11 protein-coding genes are annotated in these 12,867 nt (G+C 70.8%); 4 read left to right on the top strand and 7 right to left on the bottom strand.

Annotated elements, in window-relative coordinates:
* Window positions 1–61: 61 nt before the first annotated feature.
* The 3 genes from tkt to VGC13_RS23015 form a co-directional block, all read right to left on the bottom strand.
* A complete protein-coding gene (tkt, locus tag VGC13_RS23005; protein ID WP_331127645.1) occupies window positions 62–2,146 on the bottom strand; it encodes a transketolase in 2,085 nt (694 codons plus the stop codon).
* A 596-nt stretch (window positions 2,147–2,742) separates the two neighbouring features.
* Entirely contained in the window at window positions 2,743–4,209 is a 1,467-nt protein-coding gene (locus VGC13_RS23010) for a gluconokinase (protein WP_331127646.1), read from the bottom strand.
* A gap of 95 nt (window positions 4,210–4,304) precedes the next feature.
* A complete protein-coding gene (locus tag VGC13_RS23015; protein WP_331127647.1) occupies window positions 4,305–5,579 on the bottom strand; it encodes a PRC-barrel domain-containing protein in 1,275 nt (424 codons plus the stop codon).
* A gap of 300 nt (window positions 5,580–5,879) precedes the next feature.
* Between VGC13_RS23015 and VGC13_RS23020 the strand changes: the two genes are divergently transcribed.
* The 4 genes from VGC13_RS23020 to VGC13_RS23035 all read left to right on the top strand — a co-directional run bounded on the left by VGC13_RS23020 (window position 5,880) and on the right by VGC13_RS23035 (window position 8,277).
* Entirely contained in the window at window positions 5,880–6,266 is a 387-nt protein-coding gene (locus tag VGC13_RS23020) for a PAS domain-containing protein (RefSeq protein ID WP_331127648.1), read from the top strand.
* A 105-nt stretch (window positions 6,267–6,371) separates the two neighbouring features.
* Entirely contained in the window at window positions 6,372–7,310 is a 939-nt protein-coding gene (gene uvsE, locus VGC13_RS23025; RefSeq protein WP_331127649.1) for a UV DNA damage repair endonuclease UvsE, read from the top strand.
* Window positions 7,311–7,474: 164 nt separating this feature from the next.
* On the top strand, window positions 7,475–7,816 hold the full coding sequence (locus tag VGC13_RS23030) for a type II toxin-antitoxin system RelE/ParE family toxin (RefSeq protein WP_331127650.1): 342 nt from the start codon (window positions 7,475–7,477) through the stop codon (window positions 7,814–7,816).
* A complete protein-coding gene (locus tag VGC13_RS23035; RefSeq protein WP_331127651.1) occupies window positions 7,816–8,277 on the top strand; it encodes a helix-turn-helix domain-containing protein in 462 nt (153 codons plus the stop codon). The genes VGC13_RS23030 and VGC13_RS23035 overlap by 1 nt, the downstream gene beginning before the upstream one ends.
* 85 nt (window positions 8,278–8,362) lie before the next feature.
* On the opposite strand, the gene VGC13_RS23040 is transcribed toward VGC13_RS23035, so the two are convergent.
* From VGC13_RS23040 to VGC13_RS23055, 4 genes are all read right to left on the bottom strand, one after another.
* Window positions 8,363–9,577, bottom strand: a complete 1,215-nt coding sequence (locus tag VGC13_RS23040; RefSeq protein ID WP_331127652.1) for a retropepsin-like aspartic protease — start codon at window positions 9,575–9,577, stop codon at window positions 8,363–8,365.
* Window positions 9,578–9,788: 211 nt separating this feature from the next.
* Complete coding sequence (locus VGC13_RS23045) at window positions 9,789–10,496, bottom strand: hypothetical protein (RefSeq protein ID WP_331127653.1); 708 nt, start codon at window positions 10,494–10,496, stop codon at window positions 9,789–9,791.
* Window positions 10,496–11,575, bottom strand: a complete 1,080-nt coding sequence (locus VGC13_RS23050) for a nucleotidyltransferase domain-containing protein (protein ID WP_331127654.1) — start codon at window positions 11,573–11,575, stop codon at window positions 10,496–10,498. The genes VGC13_RS23045 and VGC13_RS23050 overlap by 1 nt, the downstream gene beginning before the upstream one ends.
* Before the next feature lie 127 nt (window positions 11,576–11,702).
* On the bottom strand, window positions 11,703–12,755 hold the full coding sequence (locus VGC13_RS23055; protein ID WP_331127655.1) for an isocitrate/isopropylmalate dehydrogenase family protein: 1,053 nt from the start codon (window positions 12,753–12,755) through the stop codon (window positions 11,703–11,705).
* Window positions 12,756–12,867 lie beyond the last annotated feature (112 nt).

Genomic DNA, 12,867 nt, shown 5'->3' on the forward strand with positions numbered 1-12,867 from the left:
GAGGGGGACGGATCATCCGCATCATCATCTTTTCTACTCCCGCACTCACGCACGTCCGCACTCACGCACTCTTCTCGTCCGTTCCCTCCGCCGCCGGCCCCGCGGCCGCCCGGCCGTGCTCCGCGCCGCCGTCGCCCATCCCCAGGCACTCCTTGGCCTTGGCGGCCACGTTCTCGGCGCTCAGGCCCAGCTCCTGGAACACCCGCTTGGCCGGCGCCGACGCGCCGAACCGGCTGATGCCGATCACCGTACCCTCGCTCCCCACCCAGCGCTCCCATCCCATGGGGTGCGCGGCCTCGATCGAGACGCGGGCGCGGACGGCGGGCGGCAGCACCTCGTCCCGGTAGGCCTTGTCCTGCTGCGCGAACAGTGCCCAGCTGGGCATGCTGACCACGCGCGCGCGGATCCCCTCGCCCGCCAGCCGGTCCCGCGCCTCCATCGCCACCGAAAGCTCCGAACCCGTGGCGATGAGGATGGCCTGCGGGTCGCCCCCCTCGGCCTCGGCCAGCACGTACGCGCCGCGGCGCAGCCCCGACGCGGCGCCCAGCGTCTCGCGGTCCAGGTGCGGCAGCGCCTGGCGGGTCAGGGAAAAGAAGACGGGCCCTTCGGTGTGCTCCATCGCGAAGCGCCACGCCTCCGCCGTCTCGTTGGCGTCGCCCGGGCGCAGGTCGATCAGGCCGGGGATGGCGCGTAGCGAGGCCAGCTGCTCGATGGGCTGGTGCGTGGGGCCGTCCTCGCCCAGGCCCACGGAGTCGTGGGTAAAGACGTAGATGGTGGGCTGCTCCATCAGCGCGGCCAGGCGGATGGGCGGGCGCATGTACTCGCTGAAGATCAGGAAGGTGCCGCCGAACACGCGCACGCCGCCGTGCAGCGTCATCCCGTTCATCACCGATCCCATGGCGTGCTCGCGGACGCCGAAGTGCAGGATGCGCCCCGTGTAGTCGTCCGGCCCATAGTCGCCGCCGCCGTCGATGTTGGTGTTGTTCGATCCCGCCAGGTCCGCGGAGCCGCCCATCAGCCAGGGCACCCGCTTGGCGATGGCGTTCAGCGCCTTCCCCGACGCGGCGCGCGTGGCGATCGGCTTGTCGTCCTTGGTCCAGCTGGGAATCTCCGCGTCCCATCCGGACGGCAGCGTGCGCGAGAGCGCCTGGTCCAGCGCCGCCGCCGCGTCGGCGTGGGCGGTGCGGAAGGCCTCCATCCGCCGCTCCCACTCGGATTGCGCCTGCGCGCCGCGCTCGCCCAGGGCGCGCATGTGCGCCAGCGCCTCGTCGGGGACGAAGAAGGACTCCTGCGAGGGCCAGCCCAGCGCCTGCTTGGTCAGCTTGATCTCTTCCTCGCCCAGGGGCTCGCCGTGCGCCTTTTCGGAGCCGGCCTTGTTGGGCGAGCCGTAGCCGATGACGGTGCGCACGGTGATCATCGACGGGCGCGGGTCCGCCTGGGCGGCGCGGATGGCGGCGTCGATGGCCTCCAGGTCGTTGCCGTCGTCCACCGCCAGCGTGTGCCAGCCGTACCCCTCGAAGCGCTTCGCCACGTCCTCGGTGAACGCCAGGTCGGTGGAGCCTTCGATGGTGATCTTGTTGTCGTCCCAGAAGTAGATGAGCTTGCCCAGCTTCAGGTGGCCCGCCAGCGACGCCGCCTCGGCCGCCACGCCCTCCATCAGGTCGCCGTCGGAGCAGATGGCGTAGACGTAGTGGTTGATGACGTCGTGCCCGGGGCGGTTGTAGCGCGCGGCCAGGTGCGCCTCGGCCATCGCCATCCCCACGCCCGTCGCGAACCCCTGCCCCAGCGGCCCCGTCGTCGTCTCTACCCCGGGGGTAAGGCCGTACTCCGGGTGGCCCGGCGTGGGCGACTCCCACTGGCGAAAGTTCCTGAGGTCGTCCAGGGTGAGGCCGTAGCCGGTCAGGTACAGCATCGAGTACAGCAGCATCGACGCGTGGCCGGCGGAAAGGATGAACCGGTCGCGGTCCGGCCAGTGGGTGTCGGCCGGGTTGTGGCGCAGGTGGCGCGTCCAGATGACGTACGCCAGCGGCGCCAGCGCCATGGGGGTGCCGGGGTGGCCGGAGTTGGCCGCCTGCACCGCGTCCATGGACAGCGTGCGGATGGTGTCGATGCAGAGCTGGTCGAGCTTCTGGGCGTCGGAGGCCATCGATCGTCCTGGCTGGTTCAGTTGGATGCGGTGGGGCTGAGTTTTCTGCCGCGGGCCGGCGCCCCCTCCGCTCGCTTAGGCTCGCACCTCCCCCAAAACTGCTGGGGGAGGTTGGCGTTGCCGACGAGGCGAAGCGGATCGAACTGGCGCCCGCTGGGGGCCCCTCCCCCGGCTCCCTCCCCGCTCGTTCCTCGCGGAGAGGGGAGAATTCGATCGCGCACGGGGAGGGTCTGCGCGAGCGGCGGGGGCCCCCCTCTCCGGGCCTCTCCCCCATAAACTGCATGGGAGAGAGGAGAATTCAATCGTGCTCCGGACGATCCGGGCTGCGTCCGCGGGCGCCCCCTCCGGCTCGCCTAGGCTCGCCACCTCCCCCAAAACTGCTGGGGGAGGTTGGGGTTGCCGGTGGATCGGGGCTCGACGACTTGCATCGAACTGGCGCCCGCTGGGGCCCCTGCCCCGGCGCATTCAACCCGGCGGCCCCCACCACCCCTCCCCCGCAGTTTGGGGGAGGGGTCGACCGCCGTCGCGAGGAACGAGCGAAAGGCCGGTCGGGGGAAAGGGCCCCCGCGGACGCGGACCGATCCCCGTCGAAGCGATCAGCCCAACCCGCTCCGCATTGCGCGGTACACCGCGTGCGCCGCCGGGTCCGGCGCGATCCGCTCGCCGCCGTCCGCCGCGGCGTGTGCCACCGCGTCGTCGACCGCGCCGATGCGCTCCAGCGCCAGCAGCGCGGCCCCGCGCAGCGTCGGCTCGTCGTGGGGCGAAAGGCGCAGGGGACGGCCGAGCGCGTCGGCGATGATCCGCGTCCACGCGGGGGATGCGTTCAGCGCGCCGCCGCCGGCCACCACCTCGTCCGCCGGCCCGAACGCCGCCTCCACCGCGTCCAGCGCGTCCGCCATCTCCCGTGCGGACGCCTCCAGCCACGCCCGCGCGATCTCCACCGCCCCCGTCGCCGCCGTCATCCCGGCGATCATCGCGGTCTCCGGCCCCGCGCCGCGCGGCGGGCGCTCGGGGAGCAGGCGGGGGACGATGGTCAGCCCGTGCGCGCCGGGGCGCATGGCCGCGAGCCGCGCCTCCAGTTCGTCCGGCGGGGGAAGGCGCAGCGTGCGCCGCAGCCACGCGAACGCGGCGCCGCCGTTGGAGAGCGCCCGCCCGCACACCGTCCGGCGCGCGTCCACCCGGTAGCACCAGAGCCCGTCCGGCACCGTGGGGACCGCGTCTTCCCGCAGCACCCGCACCGCCGCCGACGTGCCGACGGACAATCCGATCCGCCGCCCCGCCGCGCCCATCCCCAGGCTGGCGCACGCGCCGTCGCCCAGCGGCGGAAACCAGGGGATGTCCGCCAGCTCCGGCCAGCGCGCCGCGAACTCCGCCGTCAGCCCGCGGAACGGCGCGTCGTCCACCGGCGGCAGGACGCCCGCGGTGATGCCGGCGGCGCGTAGCATCTCGCCATCCCACGCGCCGGTGCGCAGGTCCAGCAGCCCGGTGCCGGACGCCATCGACAGCGACGTGCGAAGCTCGCCGAACAGGCGCAGCATCAGCAGCTCGCCGATGCTGGCCCAGGCGCTCGCGGGCGGCAAGCTATCGCCGCCGGGGCCCCGGAGCCAGACCAGCTTGGCGGCCGGATACAGCTCGTGCAGAAAGCACCCGGTGCGCCGGTGGGTCGCCGCCTCGTCCAGCCGCGCCCGCAGCGCGTCCGCCGCCGCGCGAGCCCGCCCGTCGCCCCAGCCGTACAGCGGCGTCGCGGCCCGCCCGTCCGCCCCGATGCCCACCAGGCCGTGCCAGAACGCCGCGATGGCCACCGCCGCCGGCCGGATCCCCGCCGCGCGTCCCGCCTCCACCGCCGCGTGGATCACGTGGATGCAGAGGTCCGCCAGCGCATCGCCGTCCGCCTCCATCGCGCCGTCGTCCGAGAGGCGCCACGCGTGCTCCGCGCGGGCGGCCACGTCCGCCGTGAGCGCGGCGCCGGCGGCGTCCACCCACTGCGCCCGCACGGACGACGAGCCCACGTCGAGCGCCAGGATCCACGGCCCACGGCGGGCGGGCAGAATGGAGAGCGTCATGGGATCGGCAATCTACAGCGCGGCGCGGGCGGATGCCACGAACGCGGGGGCGCCCCCGCCCGCCGGCGAAAGCGCCCCCCGAAGAATGCCGCGGATCAGAGGCTTCCGCCGCCCACGTCGCGGTTCTGGTGGTCTTCGCGCCGCAGCTCGCGCGCGTCCTGCGCCAGCCGCCGCGTCTCGTCCTCGTCCGCGCCCATGTCGGCGGAGGGCATTTCGCGGGGACCGCGCTGCAGCCCGCTTCCGCTCAACGAGTCCACCTGGTCCGCGCCGCCCGTCCCGCGGCTGAGGTCGTTGATCCCGCCGCCTCCCCCGCCGAGCGTGGGTCCGCCGCCCAGGCCGCGATCCGCCGAGCCCGACGTCCCGCCGCCGCGGCGCGAGCCGTAGAAGGCCGTGTCGTCGAACGCATCGCTGGCGTAGAAGTCCTCGTCCGCGTTGTGCAGGTAGTCCGATCCGGCCAGTCCGGCGCTGTGGCTGGCGTCGCCGCGCATCCGCACCGCGTCGCGGTCGTAGCCCAGCTCGTCCGCCCGCTCGTTCAGCGCGCCCATCCCGCCGCCGCGCGACTCCTCGCGGTCCAGCCCGCCCGCCGGGCCCTGCGACCCCGCGCCCATCCGCTCGCCGCCGCGCAGCCCGTCGTCCATCGACGACATCACGCCCGCGGACGCGCCCGTGGAGCCCATCCGGTTGCCGCGGTCGTCCAGGTCCGAGGCGCCCGTGCGCATCCCGGTGGTCCCGGTGTCGGAAAGGCCGCCGGCCGCGGCCGCCATCCCCAGCCCGGTGACCATCCCCGGGGTGTTGTCGAGCCCCGCCGTGTCCATCATCCCCGAGCCCATGCCGGTGGAGCCCACGCCCATCCCGGTAGACGTTCCCGCGCCCATCCCCGTGGACGATCCCGCGCTCATGCCCGTGGACATCCCCTGGGCCGTCCCCGCGCCCATTCCCGCGCTCATCCCGGCGGACGTTCCCGCGCCCATCCCGGCGGACGTGCCGCCGCGCGCGGTGAAGCTCTGGCGCACGGAGGTCTCGAAGTCGCGGGTGAGCGGCCCCTGGTCGTACGAGGGAACGCCGCCCAGGTCGGCCGAGGCCAGCGCGTCCACCATCACGCAGTCGCGGTCCTGGTCCAGCCGCGCGTAGCCGATGGGGATGAGCACGTGGCGGTCGGTGCCGCCGGCCACCATCCCCTGGTCCACGTCCACGTCCAGGTAGCGCACCTTCATGGCGCCGGTGTCCACCAGCAGCTCGTCCACCTCGCCGATCTTCTTTCCATCGGAGGCCAGCACCTCCCACCCGCGCACGTCGGGGTCGCCCTCGGCCACCTTGAAGTCGTCCAGCTGGCCCAGCGGAACCACGCGGTCCATGTCGTTGTTCGCCATACGGGCTTCTCCCTCGGGTGTGTGGTGGCCGATGTCCCGGTGCCGCAACAACATCGGCGCACATCGCAGTTCCTGAAGGCGCTCACCGGGAGCGCGGGAGGGTTGCAACACACGTTCCATCGGGTCGGCAGGCACCGGACGGGCGGGGGATTCAGCGTCTCGTAACACCAAGGGAGTAACTGTTGACAAACATTATACAGTCGGGTACGATTCTGGCGGATGCGGCGGGTGACGCTGCAACCGCCGGGTGTAGCAGTATCTACTCCCGGGAACTACCCGTAATGAAGGAGCAATCGCCCCATGCAGGCCACCCTCAACGCACCCAACAACGTCCTCGAGCGCGCCGACGTGCTCACCGAGGCGGAGCTCGACGGACTTCCCGTGGGAATGATCCAGCTGGACCGCAGCGGCACCGTGCTCAAGTTCAACCAGACGGAGAGCAGCCTGGCCCGCATGGACAAGTCCGAGGCCCTCGGGCGCAGCTTCTTCGACGAGGTGGCGCCGTGCACCAAGGTGCAGGAGTTCTACGGCAAGTTCGTGGAGGGGGTGGAGAACCGGAACCTGCACACGGTGTTTCCCTACCAGTTCCGCTTTCGCGACGGGCGGCAGAAGAACGTGGTGATCAGCATGTTCTACAGCGGCAGCACCGAGACCGTGTGGGTGCTGGTGCAGCGCCCGGACGCCTGAGCCGCCGCGCGGACGGGGCGTGAAGCATGCGGGGGCGCGGCCGGTCTACGGCCGCGCCTCCGGCATTTTGGGGCGAACGATACGCACGATCAGGAGCGGATGGGGATGGCGAAGCGGGAGTGGCCGCGGCGGCTGGGGTTTGCCGTAAAGGTGGTCGGGCGCGAGGGGATGAAGAGCAACGACGCGCGGCGGTGGCAGTCCAATCCCCACCTGCGCGTGTCGATGGACATGCTGCGCGAGATCCTGGACTACCTGGACGAGATCGACGTGCGGATGTACCGCATCTCGTCCGACTTCGTGCCCTACTGCACGCACCCGGACCTGCCGCAGTTCCACGGGCAGATCGCCGAGTGCCGCGACGGGCTGGCGGAGCTGGGCCGCACGGCGCGGGAGCGCGGCATCCGCCTGTCGCTGCACCCCTCGCAGTACGTGCTGCTTTCCGCGCTGGACCCAAAGATCAACGACAAGGGGATCTGGGACGTCGACAGCCAGGCGGAGCTGCTCGACGCCATGGAGCAGGGGCCCGAGGCCATCGTCATCCTGCACCTGGGCGGCGCGTACGGCAACAAGGACGCGGCCATGCAGCGCTTCGTCGAAAACCATCCGCGCCTGTCCGACGCCGGCCGCCGCCGCCTGGTGATCGAGAACGACGAGACGCTGTACACCGTGCAGGACTGCCTGCGGGTGCACGAGGCCATCGGCATTCCCGTGGTCTTCGACCACCAGCACCACCTGCTGAACCCCGGCACCCTGTCCATCGGCGAAGCCTGCCGCGCGGCGGTGGCCACCTGGCCCGCGGGCGTGATGCCCAAGGTGCACTTTTCCTCGCCCAAACTGGATTCACGCACCGTGCTGCGCGGCAAGAAGGAGGTCACCGCGCCGCCCCTGCTCAGCCAGCACGCCGACTACGTGCACCCGTGGGAGTTCGCCAGCTTCCTTGCCGCCGCCGGCGACGTGCCCTTCGACGTGATGCTGGAAGCCAAGATGAAGGACCTCGCCCTCCTCAAACTGCGTGACGACCTGACCAAGCTGGGGCTGTGGTGAACCGTTCCGCTGGTTTCTCATAACGAGCGGTTTGGACGCGCCAGCGTCCAGACTGTTGCAATCTCCGCCCATCTCCGCTCTTCCGCTCTCCGGGCGCGCGCTTTACCTTCGCGTGTTCACTCTGCACACCTGTTCCCGGCTATGACACGGAGTGTTATACTTTGGTGTCCAAGCCCCAACTCCTGCACTTCGTACTGCTGCGGTCATTCGATGCCAGCGCCGAAGGGCTTCTGGACGATGACGACCTTGCGACGTTGCAGGGGATTCTGAACGCGGACCCCAGGGCAGGCCGTGTGATCACAGGCACGGGTGGGCTCCGGAAGCTGCGCGTCGCAGCGTCGGGGCGGGGAAAGCGTGGCGGCGGACGCGTGGTCTATCTTTACGTTGAGGTTCGCTCGCGCGTCTTTCTGATGGCCGTGTTCCCCAAGAGTGAGGTCCCTGACCTTACGCCTGCGGAATACCGCAAGCTGACGAAGCTGGTAGAGCGCTTGAAGATGGAGGAGTAATGAGCGAAGAGCATAGCAAGTGGGGCAAGCTCCTCATTGAGGGGCTTGAAGAGGCGCTCGCCTACACGCGGGGCGAGGCGACGGACGTACGGGTGCACACGGTGGAGGTTACCGCCCGCAAGGCGCACCTCGAGTTGCCGCCGTACTACCCGCCGCACCTCATTCGGGAGATTCGCCACAAGCTGTCCGTGTCACAGGCAATCTTCGGCCAGATGCTGGGCGTGAGCGCCAGCTCCGTTCGTGCGTGGGAGCAGGGAAAGCGGGAGCCGGAGGGTCCCACGCGGCGGCTTCTGCAGATCGCGGAAAGGCATCCCGCCGTTCTGAAGGAAGCGTGCGATGAGGTCTTCGATGCAGCCGATGTCGAGTCCGCGCCTCCGCAGACTCTCCATGCGCCCGTCCAGTCGCCGCGCCGCGACCGTCTCGCGGCCGATACCGGATTTTCTCGCCAGCGGGGGTCCTGAGCGGCTGACGGAACGCACTACGACGAAGAGGCGCGGAGAAACCTCTCCGCGCCTCATCTGCTTCTGTTCTACAGGGAGCAGGGCCCTACCGAAACCGCAGCTGCATCCGGCGAAAGTCCAGCGTCATCGACTCGAACTGGCGGATGACGTCCTGGCCAAGGTTGCCGTACAGGCGCTCGCTGTCGTCCGTGGTGCGCTCGGCGTAGACGCGCACCTGCGGCACCGTCGCCTCCCGCCCGCCGATGCGCAGCACCAGCGGCGACAGCGTGTACGCCTGCACCTGCCGCATCCCGCCCGCGCCGCCCGTCTGCACCGGTGTGGGCGCGCCGCCCGCCTCCACCAGCGCGCGGCGGGCGGCCAGGAACGGCGGGTACAGCGCCGTGGACTGCGCCCCCGTGTCGAACCCGAAGTGCATCCGCTGGCCCGCGTGCTCCGCCGCCACCAGCGGCATCAGCCCGCGCAGGCAAAGGTTCTGCTCGCCGCCGGCTTCCGCCTGCGCCGTGTCGCCCAGCACCAGCTCGCCGCCGCGCGTCATTGTGGTCGCCCCGAAGCCGGCGATCACGGGAAAGCCGATGATGCCGCGGATCTGGTAGGAGATCTGCGGGAACGCGAGTGCGCTGTCGGGAAAGACCAGGAACGCCGCGTTGCGCACCGTCGCCCCGCCGATGCGAAGCTCCGGCGCCACCGCCATGCGCGCGTACGCGTCGCCGCCGGTGCTGGAGCCCACGCGCACCGTGCCCTCCAGCATGCGGAACCCCATCTCCCGCGCGGTGGACTCGGTGACGGTGGAGAGGTTGGCGCCGGTGTCGTAGACGAAGCCGATCCGCTGGCCGCCGGACTCCACCTCCACGTTCACCAGGTTGGCGCGGTCGCGCGTGGTGGCCACGCGCACCGGTCCCGGCGCCTCAATCGTCTGCGCGGGCGTGCCGGCCAGCGCCGCCCACAGGCCGCGCACGTTCCCCGCGTTCTCGCGCCCGGCGGAGTCCGCCGCCATCCCGCCCTCCAGCGCCGCGTACGCCTCCGCCGCCTCGGCGTAGCGAAAGGTGCGCACGTAGGCGTCGCCCAGCAGCTCGTACGCCGTCTGCCGCCGCGCCGCGTCCGCCGCCGCCTGCGGCGAGGCCAGGAACCGCCGCAGCTCGCCGATGGCCTCGTCCGGCCGGTTGAACGCCACCGCCGCCGCCGCGCGGTAGAAGTCCGTCGTCGCGTCCCCCGCCCGCATCCCCGCCAGCGCGTCCCGCAGCCCGAAGCAGTCCTGCGCCCGGTACAGCTCCGCCAGCCGCCCCGCATCCGCCGCAGCCACGGACGGCGCCGGACCGGCCGCGGGCGCACCGCAGGCTGAAATCGAGAGTGCCAGCACAGCCGCCAGACTACTTCTGAAAATCTTCACGGTTTACCTGTCCGCTTGCGGTGGAGACGAACTGGGGCTGGATTCGTTGCCCGTAAGACAGAACGCGACCGAAGCCAGGAGGCCCGGTCGCGTCGAATCATCATGCGCGCTCCCGCGGATCGCGTCAGGCGGCGCAGGGCACCAGGCGGCCCAGCGCGACAAGGCTGGCCTCCAGCTCTGCCGCGATCTCGTGGGGCTGAACGGGTGCTTCGATGATGGCCGGAACGTGGAGCGGGATCCGCTCCGCAAGGGCTTGATACGCGTCTATGCAGGCCGGGGTAAGACGCACGTGCCTGCTCTGGGAATCGAGCTCGCTGACGTGTACCTCGGCCAATCGGCCGCCGAACGCAGACAGCAGGCGACCCGCCTCGCCGAGCGTGGCGTCGCACTGGAACGCGTGCGCCAGGTCCAGGCAGAATGACGCTTCGGGAAGCTGGCGGAATACCGGCCACAGATCCTGGACGGTGCGGCCCACCGGCTTGCGGCGATCCATGTTCTCGATCGCCAGCCGGTGACCAAAGGTCCTCCACAGCGCATGGTCGTGGAGGGTGTCCGGATGCACGATGACGAGCCACCCGCGCCGGGCCAGCGGCAGCAGCGCGGCCGCGATGTCGGGCTCGTCGGCCGCGGAGAATGCGCTGGGAGCGTGCACGGAAACGTGCTCGTACCCATCGAGGTCGAGATGCGGGATCGCGCGCACCAGCGGCGCGAGCTCATGGGTGCGCAGCGCGGAGAGCTCCACCGCGGCCGTGTCGTGCGCCCGCAGCACCCGCAGGGCCCGGTCGATGTCGGACCTGGCCACGGAGCCGGTGGAGAAGCCGATGCCGCCCATCAGAACACTCCGTACCGGATGGTAAGGTCGCGCAGCGGCGTATCGCACGTGAAGAAGATCTCGGTGAGGGCGTCCTGAAAACGCGTCCCCATGTCCCGCACCCGCTGGTACTCGGCGTCCTCGTCGGCCGCGTCGGGCCTGAGCTTCTTCAGGTGCTCGCGCCGGCTCTCGTCGTGCAGCAGGCCCAGGAACTCGTCGTACGCGCCGAACAGCCTTTCCGCCGCACCCGAAAGCACACCGAAGTAATCTAGCATCACCCCAGCCACGATGTCGAGAGGCTTCGTGCGCACCAGCCCGGCGAGGTAGTCCTCTACCTGCTGTGCTTCGCGCAGGGGATGCGTACGGGCTCGGGCATGGAAAAGGGCATCGCAGTAGAAGCAGCTCATCAGGCCCGCCGCGTACATGAGCTTGCGCGAAAGACGCAGCTTCGCGTTGCGAAGAGCCCACCCTTCGGGGCCGCGCATCCGCCGCTTGTGCGCAAAGTCCACCGCCATGGTGCGCCAGTACCGCACCACGTCGTTCTGCAAAAAGCGGGGGACGCGGTACGCGCTGTCGCCGGGACTCACGATGTCCTCTCCCACGTAGCGCTGCAGCACGTTCTGCACGACGCGCTCGTATGCGGCGGCGTGGCCGATGGGCGCCGATTCCAGCAGCAGGAGCAGGCGCTGTGTGGTGTTGCGGTTGGTGTCGTCGTCGCCGCCGATCCTGTGGATCAGGTCGTGGCTGAACGTCAGGTTGCCGAACGGACCACCGGGCGCGGGCTGGCGTAAGCCCATGCCGGTGAGCCTTGCCCGGATCCGGTCCGCCCGGTCCTGGTGCTCGGGATGCGCGATTCCATCCACCAGCAACGTCCAGTCGATGTCGCTCCGGTCGGTGAGCTCGTGCCTCGCCAGCGACCCGTACACCACCATGGACGTCTCCGGCGGAATCAGCGCGCGCAGCTCCGCGCGCAGCCGTTCCATCATGGCCGCGGACTTCTCGCGTGAGGCCATGATCCACGGCCACTCCGCGCCGAGCCGGTCACGCAGCTCAAGAACCGGCGCGGGAGGATCGACGCTGAGCCCGAGCTGTTCCGACATCGTATTCCAGGGATGAGGCTGAGGTGCAGGACGTGGCCGGCCCTTCTGCCGGTGAACGGCCCTGCCCGGGCAATCCGGGGCAGGGCCTTTCAGATGGACGGTCCGGAGTTCCGCCGGGAGCCGCGGATCAGGCCTGCAGCCGCCGCACGATGGCGTCGCCGGCGGCGGCGGTGCCGAGGGTGCCGCCCAGGTCCGTCGTCGTCTCGCCGGCGACGATGCAGTCGCGGACGGCGGCTTCCAGGCGCCTGCCCAGGTCGGGGCGGCCCAGGTGCTCCAGCATCAGCCCGGAGGTGAGGACGGCGGCAAAGGGGTTCGCCAGGTCCTTGCCGGCGATGTCGGGCGCGGAGCCGTGCACCGGCTCGAAGAGGCCGATGCGCCCCGGGTGGATGTTGCCCGACGGCGACAACCCCAGCCCGCCCGCCAGCTGCGAGCCCAGGTCGCTCAGGATGTCGCCGAACAGGTTGCCCGTGACGATCACCTGGTAGCGCTCCGGGCGGCGGATCATGTCCATCGCCAGCATGTCCACATACGCGGCCTCGCTCTCGATGTCCGGGTATTCGGCGGACACGATCTTGAACACGCGCCGCCACAGCCCGCCCGCGAACTCCATCGCGTTCGACTTGTCGCTCATGGTCACGCGCGTCTTGCCGTTGGCCCGCGCCCACTCGAACGCCGCGCGGATGATGCGCTCCACGCCCTTGCGCGTGTTCACGTCCTCCTGGATGGCCACTTCGTCGGGCGTGCCCTGCTTGAAGGTGCCGCCCATCCCCACGTACACGCCCTCGGTGTTCTCGCGGAAGATGACCATGTCCACGTCTTCCACCCGCTTGTTGCGCAGGGGGGTGTGGCTTTCGTGGAACAGGCGCACGGGCCGAAAGTTGACGTACAGGTCCAGCTTGAAGCGCATTCCCAGCAGGATCTGCCGCGCGTGCTCGTTCCCCGCCACGCGCGCGTCGCCCAGCGCGCCCAGCAGGATGGCCTGGTAGTTGGCGCGCAGGTCGTCGAACTCGGCGTCGGTGATGGCCTCGCCGGTTTCCAGGTAGCGGTCGGCGCCGTGGGGCCACTCCACCAGGTCCAGCTCCAGGTCCGTCCCGGCGGTCACCGCGCGCAGCGCCTTGACCGCCTCGCGCGTCACTTCCTTGCCCACGCCGTCGCCGGGGAGCACCGCTACTTTCGGCATCCTGTCGCGCTTCCGTAAAGATCGGGGGATTGGATGGAGGATCGTCGGCGCGGAAAGTACCGGCGGATGCGCGGGGGCGGCAAGGCGAGCGCGCGGGACCGTGGACGGCGGA

The sequence above is a fragment of the Longimicrobium sp. genome (assembly GCF_036399255.1).
GTDB lineage: Bacteria > Gemmatimonadota > Gemmatimonadetes > Longimicrobiales > Longimicrobiaceae > Longimicrobium.